This is a genomic window from Paraburkholderia sp. GW821-FHT02A12 (assembly GCF_059422005.1).
The window spans coordinates 1,205,566-1,224,360 of sequence record NZ_JBWKWA010000001.1; the positions used below are offsets into that span (position 1 = coordinate 1,205,566).

10 protein-coding genes and 2 pseudogenes are annotated in these 18,795 nt (G+C 62.5%); 6 read left to right on the top strand and 6 right to left on the bottom strand.

The genetic code is table 11. From position 1 onward, the window contains the following. The first annotated feature begins 38 nt into the window (after nt 1-38). On the top strand, nt 39-1,832 hold the full coding sequence (msbA, locus tag AC07WT_RS05350) for a lipid A export permease/ATP-binding protein MsbA (RefSeq protein WP_492595443.1): 1,794 nt from the start codon (nt 39-41) through the stop codon (nt 1,830-1,832). A 142-nt stretch (nt 1,833-1,974) separates the two neighbouring features. Beyond that, complete coding sequence (locus AC07WT_RS05355) at nt 1,975-3,042, top strand: glycosyltransferase family 4 protein (RefSeq protein WP_494948382.1); 1,068 nt, start codon at nt 1,975-1,977, stop codon at nt 3,040-3,042. A gap of 98 nt (nt 3,043-3,140) precedes the next feature. On the opposite strand, the gene AC07WT_RS05360 is transcribed toward AC07WT_RS05355, so the two are convergent. Both AC07WT_RS05360 and waaC read right to left on the bottom strand, forming a co-directional pair. Continuing rightward, nucleotides 3,141-4,244 carry a glycosyltransferase family 4 protein gene (locus AC07WT_RS05360; RefSeq protein ID WP_492595444.1) on the bottom strand — a complete coding sequence of 368 codons (1,104 nt, stop codon included), beginning with the start codon at nt 4,242-4,244 and terminating at the stop codon, nt 3,141-3,143. Nucleotides 4,245-4,310: 66 nt separating this feature from the next. After that, nucleotides 4,311-5,339, bottom strand: a complete 1,029-nt coding sequence (gene waaC / locus AC07WT_RS05365; RefSeq protein ID WP_494946312.1) for a lipopolysaccharide heptosyltransferase I — start codon at nt 5,337-5,339, stop codon at nt 4,311-4,313. A 302-nt stretch (nt 5,340-5,641) separates the two neighbouring features. On the opposite strand from waaC, the pseudogene AC07WT_RS05370 reads away from it, so the two are divergent. Then, nucleotides 5,642-5,857 (top strand): annotated as a pseudogene (locus AC07WT_RS05370) (transposase); the annotation flags it as partial. Nucleotides 5,858-5,923: 66 nt separating this feature from the next. Here AC07WT_RS05370 and AC07WT_RS05375 read toward each other — a convergent pair. The 4 genes and pseudogenes from AC07WT_RS05375 to AC07WT_RS05390 form a co-directional block, all read right to left on the bottom strand. Next, a complete protein-coding gene (locus tag AC07WT_RS05375; RefSeq protein WP_494946313.1) occupies nt 5,924-6,934 on the bottom strand; it encodes a glycosyltransferase in 1,011 nt (336 codons plus the stop codon). Beyond that, nucleotides 6,931-8,187, bottom strand: coding sequence for an O-antigen ligase family protein (locus AC07WT_RS05380; protein ID WP_494946314.1), 1,257 nt, complete (start codon nt 8,185-8,187; stop codon nt 6,931-6,933). Before AC07WT_RS05380 ends, AC07WT_RS05375 begins: the two co-directional genes overlap by 4 nt. Nucleotides 8,188-8,501: 314 nt before the next feature. Beyond that, nucleotides 8,502-8,822, bottom strand: a complete 321-nt coding sequence (locus AC07WT_RS05385; protein WP_494946315.1) for a hypothetical protein — start codon at nt 8,820-8,822, stop codon at nt 8,502-8,504. Between the two features lie 142 nt (nt 8,823-8,964). Further along, nucleotides 8,965-9,099, bottom strand: a pseudogene (locus AC07WT_RS05390) (ester cyclase); the annotation flags it as partial. 206 nt (nt 9,100-9,305) lie between these two features. Here AC07WT_RS05390 and AC07WT_RS05395 point away from each other — a divergent pair. The 3 genes from AC07WT_RS05395 to AC07WT_RS05405 all read left to right on the top strand — a co-directional run bounded on the left by AC07WT_RS05395 (nt 9,306) and on the right by AC07WT_RS05405 (nt 18,740). Next, nucleotides 9,306-10,229 (top strand): recombination-associated protein RdgC, encoded by a 924-nt coding sequence (locus AC07WT_RS05395; RefSeq protein WP_494946316.1) that lies wholly within the window; start codon nt 9,306-9,308, stop codon nt 10,227-10,229. Nucleotides 10,230-10,247: 18 nt separating this feature from the next. Next, the gene (locus tag AC07WT_RS05400) at nt 10,248-10,553 is read left to right on the top strand and encodes a hypothetical protein (protein ID WP_494946317.1); all 306 of its coding nucleotides are present in this window, start codon (nt 10,248-10,250) and stop codon (nt 10,551-10,553) included. Between the two features lie 372 nt (nt 10,554-10,925). After that, nucleotides 10,926-18,740, top strand: a complete 7,815-nt coding sequence (locus tag AC07WT_RS05405) for a hemagglutinin repeat-containing protein (RefSeq protein WP_494946318.1) — start codon at nt 10,926-10,928, stop codon at nt 18,738-18,740. Nucleotides 18,741-18,795: the final 55 nt, after the last annotated feature.

Consider the following 18,795-nt stretch of genomic DNA (forward strand, 5'->3'; position numbering starts at 1 on the left):
CGGCGCGCGGATGCCGTTCCGCATTCCCAGAGGACTCCTTGAGCGCGAAGCCAACGTTAAGCAAACCCATCGGTTCAGGTGAGGCGTCGTCGCCCGTCGTCGTCATGCGGCGCTTGTGGCCGTATATCAAGCCGCTGCTGTGGGTGATGATCGGCGCGATCGTCGCGATGGCCGTGAGCGCCGGCACCGACGCGGCGATTCCCGCGCTGCTCAAGCCGCTTCTGGACAAAGGCTTCGGCGCGCATGCCAGCGACAGCGCCAAATGGTTTGTGCCGGCCGCCGTGATCGGCCTTGCGCTGATTCGCGGGGTGTCGCAATACGCGTCCGGCTATCTGCTTGCCTACGTGTCGAACAAGATCCTGCTCGAACTGCGGCTGAAGATGTTCGACCGGATGATCCACTCGAGCGTGGCGTTTTTCCAGCGCGAAACCGCGAGCACGGTGATCAATGCGATCGTCTTCGAAGTGAACCAGATTCTCAACGTGCTGCTGAGCGTGCTGGTCACGCTGGTGCGCGATTCGCTGACCGTGTTGTTCCTGCTCGGCTATCTGTTCTACCTGAACTGGCGTCTGACGCTGATCGTCGCGGTGCTGCTGCCGGGGATCGGCTGGCTGGTCGGCAAGATCAACCGCCGTCTGCGGCGGCTGAACCGCGAACATCAACTGCTGACCAACGAGCTGTCGTACATCGTCGAAGAGACGGTGGGCGGCTACAAGGTCGTCAAGGTGCACAACGGCGAGCAGTATGAGACCGACCGCTTCACGTCGATGAGCCGGCGTTTGCGCGGCTACTCGATGCGCATGACGGTCTCCGGCGGCCTCGCGCAGCCGTTGACGCAATTCCTCGCGTCGATTGCGCTCGCGGTGGTGATTACGATCGCGGTGGTGCAGTCGTCGTCGGATCAGACCACCGTCGGCGGCTTTGTCGCCTTCGTCACGTCGATGCTGCTGATCATCTCGCCGCTGAAGCACCTGATGGACGTGAACCAGCCGCTGCAACGCGGCATGACGGCGGCCGAGCTGATCTTCGGCCTGATCGACGAGCCGTCCGAGCCGGCCGGCGGCGGCAAGCCGCTCGATCGCGCATCGGGCGAGGTCGAATTCCGCGACGTGTCGTTCATGTATGGCAGCAACGCCACGCACAAGCGCCACACGCTCGACCACGTGTCATTCAAGGTGGCGCCGGGCGAAATGGTCGCGCTGGCCGGTCCGTCCGGCAGTGGCAAGACCACGCTGGTGAATCTGCTGCCGCGCTTTTTCGATCCGACCGGCGGCGAGATTCTGATCGACGGCGTCGCGCTGCCGGAATACGGCCTGCACGCGCTGCGCAGCCAGATCGCGATGGTGAGCCAGGACGTGGTGCTGTTCAACGACACGGTGGCGAACAATGTCGCCTATGGCCAGAAGGCCGATCCGGACAAGGTCAAGGCGGCGCTGCGCGCGGCCAACCTGTGGGATACCGTCGAGGCCATGCCGAACGGCATCGAAACGCTGATCGGCGACAACGGCATGATGCTGTCGGGCGGTCAGCGGCAACGTCTGGCGATCGCCCGCGCTATCTACAAAGACGCGCCGATCCTGATCCTTGACGAAGCGACGTCCGCGCTCGACTCCGAATCCGAGCGCCACGTGCAGGCCGCGCTGGAAACGCTGATGAAGGGCCGCACGACGCTCGTGATCGCGCACCGTCTATCGACGATCGAGCGTGCGAACCGGATTCTGGTGATGGAAGCAGGGCATATCGTGGAGCGCGGCAGTCATCGCGAGCTGCTGGCCCAAAACGGGCTGTACGCGCATTTGCACCGCATCCAGTTCCAGCAGGACGCGGCATGAGAGCGGCAATACGTGCGGCGCGTTTTCTCTAGTGTCTGCACGATGCTGTGCGCCGTTCGGACCGGCAACCCATATGACCCGGATGCGCCTGTCCGCCGCCTCCCTTTGTTTGACCGGGCGCTCACGCGCGGTCGCCTGAATGATGAAAATCGGACTCTCAAGTAATGCGCTGAAACACAGCGGCGGTCTCGAGCGTTATGCCATGGACCTCGTGCGCGGCTTTTCCGTGAAGGGCATCCAGCCGGCGTTTTTCGCCCGCCGCTTCGATATGTCGGTGCCCGAAAGCCGCATGGTCGAGCCGCATCGCATCAATGTGTCGCTCCTGCCGGGCAAGCTGCGTGACCGCTGGTTTTCGTGGCGCTTGCGTCGGGCGCGCCGGGCAGCTCACGTCGACGTGATGATTGGGTGCAACCGGGTCGATTCGTCGGAAATCGCGATCTGCGGCGGCACGCATCTCGGGTTTTTGCGCACTACCGGGCGAGATCAACGGCGTTCCGACCGTTGGCAGATCGCGCTCGAGCGCCGTCAGTACGAGCGGGCAAGTGTGATCGTCGCGCACTCAAAGCTGATGCATGATGAACTGCGTGAGTTATATGGCATCGACGATGCGAAGATTCTCGTGCTCTATCCGCCGGTCGACAGCGCGCGCTTCACCCAGGTCGACAGCGCGCGGCGCGCTACCCTGCGGCGCAAGTTCGGCTTCGCGGATCACGAGATCGTACTGCTGTTTCCGTCGAGCAGTCACGAGCGCAAGGGTTTGCCGCTGATCGAAGCTGCCCTGAGCGATACGGACTTACCGGTGGTGCTCGCCGTCGCGGGACGTCCGCCGACTCGTACTTCCGGGCGGATCCGCTATATCGGCTATATAAAAGAAATCGAGGATGCCTATCGGGCCGCCGATTTCACGATTCTTGCCTCGAAATATGAGCCGTTCGGGCTGGTGGGTGTCGAATCAGTGATGTGCGGCACGCCGGTGATTTTCCCGTCGAGCATCGGTTGTTGTGATGCGATCGCGGAGCACGCGAAGTTTGTTTTCGCCCCGGACGATGTCGCCGATCTGCGCGCGACGCTCGAACGCGCGGTGCGGCAGCGGCTTGCCGACCCGGCGCCGCGCGAGTCCACGCGCAACGCGGTGCTCTATGACGCGCGGGTCGCCGGTCACGTCGACGCACTGTTGGAGCTGGCAACGCGCATTTACGATCGTAAGTGAGACCGGCTCGCGCGCTGCCTGAGGGTGGCCGGGGCGTTGCTTACAACCCCGGCTGTTGTGGCCGGCAGATCCTGCCGGTTTCGAATGGCGTTAGCCCTTCACATAAGCCGTTGCCGCTTTTTCACCTCCAGCACGCGCCGGTAGACGGCTTCCGTGCCCTCGATGAAATGCTGGTCGCTGAATTGGGCTTCCGCCCGCAGTCGCGCCAGCCTGCCCATTTCCGCGACCTCCGAGCGCCGCGCGACGATGTCCGCGAGCCGCGCGGACAATGGCGCAGGCGCTTGAGGTTCGACGATCCACCCGTCGACGCCGTCGGTGATGTTCTCCGGCAATCCCGCATACCTTGAGACGATCACGGGCTTTGCCGTGGCCATCATTTCCCGGCACGCGAAGGAGACGGTTTCGATGGCGTACGAAAGGACAAATCCGAGATCGAATGCGGCGATATGGGTGCGTACGTCATGCAGGAGACCGGCCACTGTGATCGCGTTACGCATATTGAGCGCATCGATGATGGCCCATTGTTCGGGGGTGGGTTCCGGACCGACCACTATGAGGTGAACCTGTTCGCGCAGCGGCAACGGCAGGGCCGCGGCCGCGGCGACCATGTCCATAGTCCCCTTGTACCATTCGAAGCCCGTGACGGTTCCAATGATCAGTTTGCCGGCGTTTTCGTCCCCCACGATTTCGCGGCGTCGCTTCTGCATCGTTTCTGCATCGGGAGGAGAAAAGCGAGACGTGTCGATGCCATTCTTAACGACGGTGACGCCGCGCTCGCGATAGGGCGTCTCGCGCATCATGGAAGCAGTGAAATCGGAAACGGCAATCACGTGGTGCGTAGCCAGACGGGCGCGGATGATGTTAGCCAGCCCTTTGCCGACGGCGATCGAATTGTGTTTCGTGAAGATGATCCGCGGCTTTCTTCGCCCGAGGCCGGCGGTCGCGATCATCACCAGCCGATGGTCCGCGGATCCGTTGACATGGACGACGTCGATCCGTTCGCGCGTGATCAGCACCCGCAGGCGCCGTGCCGACCTCCACATGTTCCCGAGCTGATTGATTTTGCTGGGGAAGTCCATGGGAATCAGATTCACATCCGCCAACGGCCGAGCCTGCGCAAATAGGGTGCTGGTGGATGGCGTTGCCATATAGATGGAATGGCGCTGAGCCAAGGCCTTTGCTATCGCGACCAGATAAGTCACGTGACCGCCGCCCCGTCCGGAATGGAAGTTTGTTAGTAATATTTTCATTGTTTCGAAAGCGCTGGCTTACACGCTGTTGGCCGGGTTTGCCGTTAGGCCAGGGGCGATGTCTGTTTTTTCGGGGTGCCTGGAACCTTCGAGAACGCTATCGATAGCCTCTCTTACTTCGTCGATCGAAGCTGGCCGTCCCCCATCACCCACCGAGGTTGATAAGCCCTGTACGCTAATGCCGAAATGGCGCCGCGATGTCGCCGTGAAAATCATGACGGTGGGCTTTTGCAGGGCACTGGCGAGATGAACGAACCCGGTGTCCGTGCCAACGACGAGAGCCGACATGTCGATGTGCTGCGCGACCTGTTCCACGGTTAGACGGGGCAACACAATGGCGCCCGGGATGCCTTCCGCTATCGCTATCGCGTCCTTGTGCTCCGACTCGGAGCCCCACGGCAGCAAGGGCGTGATGCCCTGGTTCCTGAGAGGCTGGCCGATGGCGTGCCAATGGGCAATGGGCCACTTCTTTTCGTCACTCGATGTGGCGTGGAAAAACAGCGCAAATGGTGCGTGCTTCGCTGCTTCGGGCATGATGCCCGCCGGGGGAACGCGCAGGCCGAAGTGCGGCAGGCCGTCGATCGAATAGCCGAAGGTCTGACTGACGGTGGCCCGCAGTCCGTCCCACGCATTCAGATCGCCTCGTGGCGCGAAGCGCTGGTTATAGGCGAAGGCGGCACCGCTCTCGCCAAGATCGGCATTGCTATAGCCATAGCGGCGGCGCGAGCGGGCGAGAAACGCGATGATCGCGCTTTTGTAGACGCCGTGCACGTCGATAACGGCGTCGTATTTTTCACGGCGTAGTTCGCTAATCGAAGCCGCAATGGCTTTCAGGTCATCGAGGCTGCGCCGCTTCTTGAAACTGCGCAGTGGCGCGCACAGCACGCGATCGATACCCGGGTTCCAGCGAAGTATATCGGAGAATGCTGCGTCCGCAGCCCAGTCCACTTTGATTCCGGGAAACGCTCGATGGAGATCCGATACGATGGGTTGACCGTGAACGATATCACCAAGTGAAGTGACCTTGACAATTAGAATTCTGTTCATCAGAGCAGTTGTATGGCATTTCGGGGCGGCTTGTCCGGTTGGAATAGACGTTGCCGTATCTCGGATAAGAACGCTTCGGAAGTGGCGTATAACATCGCGCATTGGGATGGCCGGCGCTTCAGGAGAGAATCAGCTTGACCCGTGTGAGCGGCAGGTCCGATCGGAGTAATCCCTAACCGCGCGATTATACCGGAACCCCGTATAGGACTGCATTTTGCCCGGCATGTCCGGCACGGCCGGAGGCTGTGTGAAAACGCCCTGATCGCCTAAACCGAATCAACGCATTCAACTGAGGTGGGCGGATGAAGCGATTCATAGAAGGCGAAGATCGCAAGCAGGTCACTCTGCTTCCAGAATGCCTTGATGACTTCATCGACGACGATAACCCAGTCAGGATAATAGAAGCATTTGCCGAAGGCTTCGAACTGGGGCCACTCGGCTTTGACGGCGCCACGTCTTCGGTTACCGGGCGCCCGTCCTATCATCCAGCAGTGTTGCTGAAGATCTACTACAAGGGCGATTCAGGCCTGGGGCGGGCCCGGTGGCCACCCGCGACGAGGGCTCCGGCGCGGCGTATTTCGCCGTCAGATTTTTCGCTTCTGCAGCTTGATCCACAGCGCCGGTGCGTAGACCGCGGGGCAGGTGTTGTAGAGAAACATACGGATCCGCAGGCCCAGCTTCACATTGCGTGTGCCCGTCAGCAACGCCATGCGTTCCGATATGCTGCGCGCATTGAACATCGCGTGGATGAACTGCTCACGCGCGATTTTGGGCGCGAGGGCTGCGCGCATCCGGTCTCCGAGGCCGACGATATCCGCATCCTGCTGCAACTGCGCCGCTTCCACGAGTGCGAAGCCATTGCCCTGGCGCATGCGAGCAACCATTTCGGCCGTGGTTCGATAGCGGCGCTTGCCCGAAAGACCACCGCGCCGATACCGCACCAGCGGTTCGCGCACGCTCAGCGCGCCGCCTGAGACAATGGCGCGAAACGTCATGATCTGGTCCTCAGCTGCCGAGCCGGCCATCATTGGGCCGAAGCGCTCGAACAGCCGGCGCGACCACGTGTGCGCCGCGCCCACCAGCCACGGCTTGTTCGCGACCCAATCGTCGAAGTCCCGATAGGTGCCCAGTTCGGTCGGGGCCATGCGTTCATGCACCTGGCCAGTTTCGTCCATGTCCGCGAGGTCAGTCGCGATCAGATCGGGGCGCCGGTCATGCGCAAGCCAGTACTCGACAACCCTCTCGCAACGATTGGGTGCGGACATGTCGTCGCCGGCGGCAACGAACAACAATTCGCCGCGCGCCATCGATCCCAGGCGTGACAGATGCGCGCTGATCCCTTCGTTGGCGGTGTTCCGGCGCGTGATCACATGATGCGGACCGCTGTATTCGCGTGTTGCTGCTTCGATTGCAACGTAGGTGCCGTCACTGGAGGCATCGTCGGAAATGATGATCTCGAGCGGCGTGTACGTTTGTGCGAGCACGCTGCTCACCGCATCGGCGATGACCCTTTCCTGGTTGTAAGCGATCAGCAGCACCGAAACTAATGGCTTGCCTGGCGCAGGGGAGGGGCTGTTCGGAACGTTGTGGCTCATGGTGCGGGTTGGCGCGACAACTCGCGTTTGCGTGAGTCGATGATCGCTAGAAACGTGGCGCTCAGCAGGGCGAGTAAGGCCGTGACCATTACGGGGACCAGGACGTCGATGGTGAGTCCGAAGACAATGGTGCTGGAGGCGACGGCGAGCCCGGAATACGCGGCGGCGCGGATCACCGGATCGGCTGAGTGCCGGTGATGCCAGAAGTAAGCTGACAGGCCGACATAGAACAGCGCGAGGCACAGCGCGCCGATCACGCCCATTTCAGCGATCGTCGAGAAGAAATCGCTGTGCGCGCGTTCGTTGACGATCTCGCCTTTTGCCTCGCCGTGCTTCGACATGTCGTCGAGGGCGTTGACCAGCTTCCCTTTGCCGACACCATACGCGGGATGTTCGGTGAACAGCCGCCAGGACGCCTGCCATAGCTGAAGACGCAAGCCGACAGACGTGTTTTCGTCACCGCGGCGCAACTGCGCCAGGTCCGCAGTTGCCTGTTCAACCCGGGTCATGACGCGTGCAGTCGAAAGCAACGCGGCGCTGCAAACCATGATCACAAGCACTGCGATCAGCAAACGCTTCTTTTGCGCGAACCAGTGGTACTGGTAACTGAGCAGGACCACGAAGACGGGAATGGCGAGCCAACCCCCGCGCGTGCCGGACAGGTACGACGCGTAGCCGCCGCTGAACAGCGCCAGCAACTTCAGTGTCAGCGCCCGCCAGTCGCGGACGTCGTCCCAGCCGAGCGTAAACACCGACAGGAAGGCCAGCAGCAGCGCAGTGTCGCCGAACGGAATCGCGTTCGTGTAGTAGTTGTCGAGACGGCTGACATCGGTCCAGCCGCCCTTCAGCTGATCGACGAGTGCCCAGATCCCCACGGCGACGGCGCCTGCTGCGCACCCCCAGCCGATCATGCGCAGATTGCGTGACGGGAACTGGCGCAGCAGCAGGAACAACGGCAGCGCGAACAGGAAGCGCGACAGTGCGTCGAACTGGCGTGGCATCCAGTAGTGCATGAACAGTTGCTGGACGGCGATGGCGACGACCAGCACCAGCATGCCGGTCGTGTACCAGCGATAGGTTCGCAACGCAGCGAAATAACCGGACGTACGCCGGTTGGCGACGGCTGCGCCCAGCGCGAGGGCGACCAGCGCGAAGAAACAGTAACCGGTGCCACCACGCCACACGAGGTTCACGGCGGGGGCAAGAAATAGCAGTGCGGTGCTGAACCAGATCAGACTGGGGGCAAAAATCATAGGCCGAAAATTCGTGTGAACATTACCGTTCCGGTCTGTCGATGCCAAGATCGGAGGTTCAGTGCGCTAATTTTAAGACAGGAAGGCGACCGCGATTATAACCGTGTGACAACGCCGATTGCGCCAACTGGCCGTTAGTGTAATGCACGCTAAAGTTCGCTCCGGTGGGGCTGTGTGTTTCGTGAACCGTGGACGGCCTGTCCGCCCGGTTGCTGCATCTGTATAAGGCGCATTTCCTGCCGCGCGGCTTGACGGCTCCTGCTTTTTTTCATTGCCGTACGCCGGCAGCCTGTCCAGTAGGGGCAGCCTCGCACCTAGACGCCGCCGGTCACCAACGGCAACACCGTCAAATCCGGATGCGTGCCGTCGACGATGCTGCGTCCCACATGCACACCTTCGTACAACGCCGCCTCCTTGCCGATGAAGCTCTCTTCGCCGTCGGCATGAAACGGGATCGTATGCCCGGGGATAGCCGGATCGGCGCCCGGATGGCAGACGTAGCCGACATACGTGTAACGGTTGTCGGCTACGGCTGACGGGTGTGCTTCATCGGGCGCGTTTTTGAGAAACGGCGCCACGTGAATCTCAAAACCCTCGTACTCCACCATCTGCCAGGGTGCGGATTCATCGGACATGGCCGCCTCCGTCTATGTCGCACGCTTCTCAAAAAAGTCTAGGTGATTTGAACGCAAAACGCGCTCAAAGACGCATGCGGCAAAACCACTATGGCTTGATTGCGCCGAGCTGCCTGAGCAGCGTCAGATTGTCTTCGAGGTGTCAGTTTCCGGCGATGCGGCCATCCTTCACGCGATAAAGATCGAAAGCCTGGAGGCCGACGGTCTGACCGTTGCCTTTGAGGTTCTGGAACTGGCCAGTGAAGTGTCCGTAGAAATGCAGATGGACCGACGCGCGGCCGGCACGATCGCGGTGCTTTTCGCCGACATCGAGTCGACCGCAAGAGGGTGGGGAACCGGCAAGCGCGCTCGCCGATCGCGATGCCGGCGAGCGCGGCGGCACGCCCAGATATCCATACCCAACTTCGGCCAACGCTGGCCGACTTGCGTCGCGGGCCGGCGCCGTCATATAGAATGACGCGCTTTGCCCGTACATCACCGTCCATGTGGTTCAAAAATCTTCAGCTTCACCGTCTTCCCGCTCCGTGGTCCGTCACCCCTGAACAAATCGAGAAGTGGCTGGCGCCCCACGCGTTCGCGCCAGGCAACAGCGTCGAGATGCAAAGCCACGGCTGGGCGTCGCCGCGCGATAACGATTCGCTCGTCTATTCGCTGAACCGCCAGATGTTGCTGGTGTTTCGCGCGGAAAAGAAACTGCTGCCCGCTTCGGTCGTCACTCAGGTGACCAAGGCGCGTGCTGTCGAACTCGAAGAGCAGCAGGGCTTCAAGCCCGGCCGCAAACAGATGCGCGAACTCAAGGAGCAGGTCACCGACGAACTGCTGCCGCGCGCGTTCAGCATTCGCCGCGACACGCGCGTGTGGATCGATGCCGCGAACGGCTGGCTCGTGATCGACGCGGCTTCGCAAGCAATCGCCGACGAGGTGCGCGGTCTGCTGGTCAAGTCGATCGATCAACTGCCGCTCGGCACGGTGCGCGTCGCTCAATCGCCGGTCGCGGCGATGACCGACTGGTTGCTCTCCGGCGAGGGCCCCGCGGGTTTCACGCTCGACCAGGACACCGAGTTGCGCTCGGCCGCGCAAGGCAACGCGACGGTGCGTTACGTCGGTCATGCATTGGATGCCGAAGACATGCGCCGTCATATCGAAGCCGGCAAGCAATGCATGCGGCTCGCGATGACGTGGAAAGATCGCGTGTCGTTCGTGCTGACGCCGTCGCTGACGATCAAACGCGTCGCGCCGCTCGATGTCCTCAAGGAAGCGAGCGACCCCACCGCGCAAAACGACGACGAACGCTTCGATTCCGACGTCACGCTGATGACCGCCGAACTCGACCGCATGCTGGCCGATCTGCTCGACGCGTTGGGTGGCGAGCAGGGCGAGGCGGTGCCGCAAGCCGCAGCTGCCTGAGCTTTCTTGAGCTGCTGTATGCCGGCGCGTTGGGCAATCCAGCGCGCCGATGCGGACCCATCGCCGGGCCCGTGCATACGCGAGCAGGCGGACGTGCTCGCACGCATTGCGGCCACCGCGCCGTATGACTCGACGCGCAGTGCTGCCATCGAGGCCGCACGGGTGAACCGGGCGACCGCACTTCAGGTGATGGAGATTCATCGCTGCCTGCAGCGCTGGGCTGATATCGGCAAGGGCAATGCGCGTGACGAGGCGCGGCGTGCGCTCGCCCAGGTGAATGATGACGGAGTACGGTGGTACGAAACGGGAGACGGGAAGCCGTAGCCCTATCATCCACGCGCGGGCAGTTTTCGGGCTACAGGGCGACTTCGGTCGCCCTTTGCTTTTTTGGGCCGTTTCTCGGAATTGTCCTACGGCAATTCGGAGTCCGTTGCGTGTAAGAGTACCGGGCGTATTTAGCCGTCTATCCCGCAGCCTGTGTTGACATTCCTCCGTTGACCTGGCTGCTTTCGCCCGCTTCGGTGCGGGCTTTTTTGCCCGCTCAGGATAAGCCATTTCGCCGGACTGCTCGATAGGACCATTCTGATTTGGATGCAAACGTTGCAGCACTGCAAATTTTGCGAATTGTTAGCCTTTTGCCGGTTCGATATCCGCTAGTTTACGGCCGGTCAATAATCCGTAATACGAAGCAGAAGAATGAACCGGAAGACATACAGGCTGGTGTACAGCCGACTGAGAGGAATGCTTGTCGCCGTCGAGGAAACCGCCACGGCAACCGGCAAGCAGGCGGGACAGACGACGGTACGCAGCAGAAAATCACAGGGTGTGATTTTTTCGTTGCGGCAGATTGCGTTCGCCGCGCTCGCGCTCATCGGCGCGCTGCCGTCGCTGTCGGGCGCACAGATTGTTCCGGGCGGCGCGCACGCCCCGTCCGTCATCCAGACACAGAACGGCCTCGATCAGGTGAACATCAACCGGCCCTCGGGTGCGGGCGTCTCGATGAATACCTACGGCCAGTTCGACGTGCAGCAGAAAGGCGCGATCCTGAACAACTCGCCCACTATCGTGCAGACGCAGCAGGCGGGCATGATAAACGGCAATCCAAACTTCGGCCCCGGCCAGTCTGCGCGCGTCATCGTCAACCAGGTCAACAGCAGCGCAGCGAGCCAGATCAACGGGCATCTTGAGGTAGCAGGCCAGCGGGCAGAGGTCGTCATCGCGAACGGCTCTGGTATCAGCGTGAACGGCGGCGGCTTCATCAACACGTCGCGGGCCATCCTGACCACGGGCACGCCGAACTTCGCACCGGACGGGTCGCTCTCGGGTTTTAGCGTGACCGGGGGCAACATCAGCATCCAGGGCGCGGGACTGAATGCAGGCGATACGGACCAGGTTGACCTTCTATCGCGTGCCGTACAGGCGAACGCCGCGATCTATGCGAAGAACCTGAATGTCGTGACCGGTGCGAACAGCATCAGCCATGACACACTCAATGCAACGCCCATCGCGGGCGACGGTCCAGTACCGGGCGTGTCCATCGACGTAAGCCAGCTCGGTGGCATGTACGCGAACCGTATCGTTCTGGTGGGCACGGAACAGGGTGTGGGTGTATCCACCAGGGGGGTGCTGGCCGCACAGTCGGGCGAGCTGACGCTGACCACACAGGGCAAGCTCATCCTCGCCGGACAGACCAATGCGAGTGGAAACCTCGCCCTGTCCGCTCGCGATGGCATCGACAACAGCGGCACCACCTACGCGCAGCAGAACGTCACCGCCAGCACGCCCGGCACGCTCACGAATAGCGGCGTGCTGGCCGCGCAGCAGAACACGACCGTCAATGCGGGCAGCGTGGCATCGACCGGCACGCTCGGCGCGGGCGTGAACGGTGACGGCAGCCTCGCGCAGTCCGGCGATCTGTCGGTGACGGCGGGCGGCACATTGACCGCGACAGGTCGCAACGCGGCGGGCGGCAATGCAGTGCTAAATGGTGCGGCGGTCAATCTCGCCGGAAGCAGTACCTCGGCCAACGGTGCGCTGGCACTCACGGCCAGTGGCGGCGACCTGAACCTGTCGGGCGCAACGGCGACGGCAGGCGGCGCGCTGGACACGCGCGCCTCCGGGACGCTGGTGAACGACGGCGGGGCACTGTCCTCGGGCGGTCCGCAGACCGTCACGGCGGGCGCACTGTCCAACCGCAATGGGCAGATTGTCTCGGAAAGTACGCTCAACGTCGCGGCAACAAGTGACTTGTTGAACCAGGGCGGTACGTTGCAGGCGGCGGGCGCGCTTTCCGCCAATGCCGCCTCACTCGACAACTCGGGCGGTCACATTGCGGCGCTTGGGGCGGACGGCCTGACGCTGACTACGATCGGCCTGCTGAACAATGGCGCAAGCGGGACCATCGGCGGTAACGGCAATGTGACCGTGCAGGCCGGACAGATCGCGAACGCGGGTTCGATCACGGCGGTGCAGTCACTGATTGCCAGCGCCGTGCAGACCCTGTTCAACGGCGGCACGCTGGCGGCGAACGGCAACATCACGCTGTCCGCGGGTTCGACGCTGACGAACGCGAACACCATCGCGGCGGGTCATCTTGCTACGCTTACTGCAGCGACATTCGACAACAGCCACGGCAACTTCGGTGCAGACCTGCTCGCGCTGCATGCGACGAACCTCGTCAACCACGGCGGCAGCATCACGCAGACCGGTAAGGGCGCGACGACCGTCGACGTAACCGGCACGCTCGATAACTCGGGCGGCACGCTCCAGACCAACAGCGACAGCCTGGCGGTCGGCCCCGCCGCGCTCGTCAACGACGGCGGCACGATTGCCAGTTCCGGCACCGGCACGCTGTCGGTCAATGCCGGTACGCTTTCAAACAATGGCGGGACGATTGCGACGAATGGTGCGCTTGATGTCCGCTCGGGTGCGGCGTCGAACCGGGGCGGCACGCTGGCCGCGCAGACGGGTGCGACGCTCCGCGTTGCCTCACTGGACAACAGCGCGGGCGGCTACGTGGGCGCTCAGACTGTTTCGGTGACGGACACGGGCGCGCTGAACAACGCAGGCGGCACGATCCAGGCGGACGACACGCTGTCCCTCTCGGCGCAGTCGGTTGCCAACGATGGCGGGTCCATTGCGAACGGCGGCACGGGCACGACCACGGTCAGCGCCAGCGGCGCGGTCACGAACACGGGCAACGGCCTGATTGGCGGTAATGGCGACGTGTCGGTATCGGGCGTCAGCATCGGTAATGCTGGTGGTACGGTCACGGCAGGCGGCGCGGCAACGGTGCAGTCCGCCAGCACGCTCGACAACCGGGCGGGCCTGATCCAGGGCAGCGGGAACGTGGCGGCCCTGGCGCAGGGCGCAATCGACAACACAGGCGGACAGATCGAGGCGGATGCGACGGTAGACAACCCGGCTGCAACGCTGGCCGTCACAGGCGCATCGCTCGATAACGCGAACGGTCGCATCGCGAACACAGGATCGGGTGCGACAACTGTCAGTGCGGCCACCATCACGAACAGCAATGCAGGTGGTGTCGCTGGTGCAGGCACCATTGGCGGCAACGGTGACGTCAGCGTTAGCGCGGGCACGCTGTCGAACACGAACGGCGCGCAGCTCGTGTCGGGTCATGACCTGACGCTGGACATCGCGCAGCTCGCAGACAACACCAGCGGCTCGCTGTCGGGCGCGAACAACGTCACGCTGAACGGCCCCAATGCGGGTGTCATCAATGCGGGCGGTTCGATCCACGGCAACGGTGCGATTGCGCTGAACGCGGCCTCGCTCGACAACACGTCCGGCCGGATCGGCAACGATACGGGCAGCGGCGGTTCGGTGTCCGTCAGTGCCGGCACGGTTGCGAACCAGAACGGCGCAATCGGTAGCGACCAGAATCTGAGCGTCACGACGAACCAGCTTTCCGGCGATGGCCGGATCGTTGTGGGCAATGACGGCGCAGTGACGGTCAACGGCGATTACACGCTCTCCGGCACCAACCAGATTCAGGCCAATAACAACCTGACGTTCACCACGGCGGGCAACCTCACGAACCAGGGCACGCTCGGCGCGGTGAACGCGCTGACGGTGAACGCGGCGAACGTGGACAACCAGAGCGGCGCGGACCTGAACTCGTCAGACACGACGGTCAATGCGGCGAACGCGATCACGAATGAAGGCCGCATCGAAGGCGACTCGGTGACGACGCACAGCGCGTCGCTGACCAACACCGCAACGATTGTCGGTAACACGGTGACGCTGAATGCCGGTTCCATCGCCAACACGGGCGCGGCTGCGGCCATCGCGGCGGCGTCGGTCGTGAACCTGTACGCACCCGGCGACATTTCGAACACGGGCGGCGCGAACATTTTCAGTCTCGGTGACATCAACATCGCGGCGGATGGTACGCGCGATGTGAACGGACTGCTCGCCAACCGTAGCAACTCGGTCACCAATGACCAGTCCACCATCGAGGCGCAGGGCAACATCGAGGTAGCCACACAGACGCTGACCAACACCCGCCCCGCGCCTACGGTTGAGACCGTGACAACCGATGTTGATACGGTTCACCAGACCAAGCGCAGCAAGTACATGGCCTGCACGACTCAGAATGCCGATAAGGGCTACTGTACGCAGGCGATGTGGGACGATGGCTACAAGACGCCGCTTAACACGACCTTCTCTAACTCGCAGATTGTCACGGAACAGGTCGGGCCAAACGCGACGGACCGGCTGCTGATTGTGAATGTCAACGGCCAGCAGCAGACGATCTGGTACAACACAATTACGACCAACGCTGACGGCACGATCACGGTCAGCTATTGGGATGGCTACGATCCCAACGTCAACTACGATCCCGGCACCGAATACGCATCGCGCAACGACGCGCACAAGGGTTACCAGCGCGTCGAGATCGCACGCGACACGACGACTACCACGCAGCAGGACCAGGTAACCGGGCCGCAGGCGCAGCAGGCGCAGATCATGGCGGGCGGCAACATGGTGCTCGCCAACGTCGGTACGCTGAACAACGCATACAGCGCAATTGGCGCGGGCGGCTCCATCCAGATCGGTAGCGCCGATGCGAACGGCGATGTGGCAAGCGGCAACTACGGCGGCACGCTCGTCAACAATACCGGCCAGACGCTCTACCAGTACCAGAAGCAGGACATCGTTTCGACCTACGCGTGGAACGAGAACATTTCGCGCGATGTCGGCACCGTGGTTGAGCCGTCGATTGTCCTGTCCCCGGTTGCCATCGGCGGCACGGGCGGCACTATCATCGCGAACAACTCGGTGCAGATCAGCGCAACCGACATCAACAACACAAACGTGGCGGCGGCAAACTCCGCGACCGGCGCGACGGGCGGCACGCTCGGGGCGAATGGCACGGTGGGCGGTATCACCGGCACAGGTGCGCAGGCGGTCAACCTGGCAACCGGCCAGACACAGACTATTAACGCGCCGCAGTCCATCGGTGGACCGGGCGGCGCGCTCAGTATCACGCTGCCGTCGAGCGGCCTGTACACGTTCAACACGGACCCAGGCGCGTCATATCTGGTCGTCACCGATCCGCGACTGACCAGCTACACGAGTTTCATATCGAGCGACTACATGCTGGGGGCACTTGGCCTCGATCCGTCGAAGACCATCAAGCGGCTGGGTGATGGCGTGTACGAAGAACAGATGGTGCGCAACCAGATCACGCAGCTCACGGGGCGCGTCTATCTGCAGGGCTACACGAGCAACGAGGACGAGTACCGCGCGCTGATGAACAACGGCGTGAACGTCGCGAAGGAATTCAATCTCGAACCGGGCATGGCGCTGACCGCCGCGCAGATGGACGCGCTTACCAGCGATATCGTGTGGCTGGTCAGCCAGACCGTCACGCTGCCGGATGGCAGCACGCAGCAGGTGCTGGCCCCGGTCGTCTATCTGGCCCACGCCCACGCGAACGACCTGCAGCCGACCGGTGCGCTGATTGCTGCCGATGATGTGGAGATTCACGCCACGGGCAGCGCAACCAATTCGGGTGTCATCAAGGGCGGTACGCAGACCGTTGTTGCTGCAACCAACATCCTGAACCGGGGCGGCTCGATTGGCAGCAGCACGGACAACGGCACGACGGTTGTTTCAGCGACAAACGACGTAGTCAACGCGTCGGGACGGATCACGGGCAACCGCGTGGCCGTACTCGCCGGTCATGACATCGTGAACACGACGCTGGTTGATACGGTTGGCTTCAGCTCGGCGGTCGGCAACAGCAAGGTCAGCCAGAGCCTGCTCGGCGCACAGGGCACGATTGCATCGACAGGTGACCTGCTTGTGGTCGCGGGTAATGACCTGGCGGTACACGGCGCGAGCATCGCTGCGGGCGGTAACGCGCAGATCGCAGCGGGTCATGACATTACGGTGGATACCGTGCAGTCGGACACGTCGCAGTCGGTAACAAAGAATGCCGACCATCATTGGGAGGCGTCCAGCACGATCAACCAGACCGGCGCAATCACGGCGGGCGGCAGTCTTGCGATGCAGAGCGGCAACGATACGACGCTCAAGGGGGCGACGGTCAGCGCGGGCGGCGACATGGCGGTGGTAGCGGGCAGCAACCTGACGGCAACGACTGTCACCAACACCGCGACCTACAACAATGTCGCAACCGATGACAAGACGCGCAAGCAGTCTGACCGTAGCTATGACGAACAGGCAGTCGGTACGAATATTTCCGCAGGCGGCAATGCGACGCTCGCGGCCCTGAGCGCCGATCCCAGCAAGGGCAACGTCACGCTCACGGGTTCGTCGCTGGCAGCGGGCAGCGGCGCGTCAACCATTGCGGCCACCGGCAACGTGACCATCAATGAAGGCCGCGAGGAACACGATTCGTACTCGGCTACCGAATCGAAGCGTGGCAGCTTCGTGCACGGTTCGACCACCGACACGATGCAGAACACGCAGGCGAACATCGGCGTGGGCAGCACCGTGTCCGGCGATACGGTCACGGTCAGCGCTGGCAAGGACCTGAACGTCAAAGGCTCGACCATCGCAGGCACGAACGACGTGAATCTGGCTGCGGCGGGCAACGTGAGCATCACGACCTCCCAGGACACGCAGACCACATCGAGCTACTACCAGAAGCACGAATCCGGGCTCGGCACAGGCGGCGGGATTGGCATTTCGGTGGGCAGCAAGACGCAGACCGATACGGCCAACACCACACAGGTGACGAACACCGGCAGCACGGTCGGCTCGCTCAATGGCAGTCTGAACATCGCGGCAGGCAAGGACCTGCATGTAACGGGCAGTGATCTGATCGCCGCGCAGAACGTCACGGGCACAGGTGCGAACGTCACGATTGACTCTGCCGTCGATACGTTGCACCACGACGAGACGCAAGAGGTCAAACAGAGCGGCTTTACGCTCGCGATCAAGGCCCCGGTGATTGACGCAGTGTCCAACACGGTAGATCAGGCGCACGCGGCGAGCCATAGCCAGGATGATCGCGCGGCAGCACTGCATAGCATGGCGGCGGCAAGTAGCGCGTACGATTCGGTCGGCGCGGCTGGCGCTGCACTGGGCGCGCTCGCAAACAACCAGAAGCCGGAAGCGAAGATCGAACTCAGTTACGGCAGCAGCCACAGCCAGAATACCTACACCGAAGACAGTACGACGAATCGCGGGTCAAACGTCACGGCAGGCGGCACGGCTGCGTTCGTGGCTACCGGAGACGGCACGCCGGGAAGCGGCAACCTGACGATTGCGGGTTCGAACGTGAACGCAAACGACGTGATCCTGGCGGCAAAGAATCAGGTCAATCTCGTGAACACGACCGATACCGATTCGACGCGCAGCACGAATGAATCCAGTAGCGCGAGCGTCGGTATCTCCTACGGTACGCAGGGCTTCGGCGTTGACGCGTCGATGTCCAAGGCGCACGGCAACGGAAACAGCGACGCGGCCATGCAAAACAGTACGCATGTGACGGCGGCGAACACCGCGACGATCATCTCGGGCGGCGATACCAACATCATCGGTTCGAACGTCAACGGTCGCCAGGTGAACGCCGATGTTGGCGGCAACCTGAACATCGCTAGCGTGCAGGACACGATGTCGAGCAGCGCCCATCAGGAAAGCACGGGCGGTGGCTTTGCGATCAGTCAGGGTGGCGGCAGCGCCAGCTTCAGCCATACCAACGCGAACGCGAACGGCAGCTACGCGAGCGTGAACGAACAGGCTGGCATCCAGGCGGGTGACGGCGGCTTCAACATCAGCGTCAAGGGCAATACCGACCTCAAGGGCGCTGTGATTGCGAGCGATGCGGATGCGGCGAAGAACAACCTGTCCACGGGGACGCTGACCTTCAGCGATATCCAGAACCAGTCGAGCTACGACGCGCACTCGGGTGGTTTCAGTGCAGGCGTGACGACCGGTGACGGTGGCGCGAACTACAGCACCCATGGCAATACCTCGGGCAAGAATACAGGCGGCGGCGCGCCGATGTTGAGCTAGGACGACAGCGGTAGTGACAGCGCAACCACGCGTAGCGGCATCAGTGCGGGCACGA

Bases quoted from the DNA above. Each gene is read 5' to 3' on its own strand.
- AC07WT_RS05355 (WP_494948382.1), top strand. From the start codon at position 1,975: ATGAAAATCGGACTCTCAAGTAATGCGCTGAAACACAGCGGCGGTCTC.
- waaC (WP_494946312.1), bottom strand. From the start codon at position 5,339: ATGAACAGAATTCTAATTGTCAAGGTCACTTCACTTGGTGATATCGTT.
- AC07WT_RS05375 (WP_494946313.1), bottom strand. From the start codon at position 6,934: ATGAGCCACAACGTTCCGAACAGCCCCTCCCCTGCGCCAGGCAAGCCA.
- AC07WT_RS05380 (WP_494946314.1), bottom strand. From the start codon at position 8,187: ATGATTTTTGCCCCCAGTCTGATCTGGTTCAGCACCGCACTGCTATTT.
- AC07WT_RS05385 (WP_494946315.1), bottom strand. From the start codon at position 8,822: ATGTCCGATGAATCCGCACCCTGGCAGATGGTGGAGTACGAGGGTTTT.
- AC07WT_RS05395 (WP_494946316.1), top strand. From the start codon at position 9,306: ATGTGGTTCAAAAATCTTCAGCTTCACCGTCTTCCCGCTCCGTGGTCC.
- AC07WT_RS05400 (WP_494946317.1), top strand. From the start codon at position 10,248: ATGCCGGCGCGTTGGGCAATCCAGCGCGCCGATGCGGACCCATCGCCG.
- AC07WT_RS05405 (WP_494946318.1), top strand. From the start codon at position 10,926: ATGAACCGGAAGACATACAGGCTGGTGTACAGCCGACTGAGAGGAATG.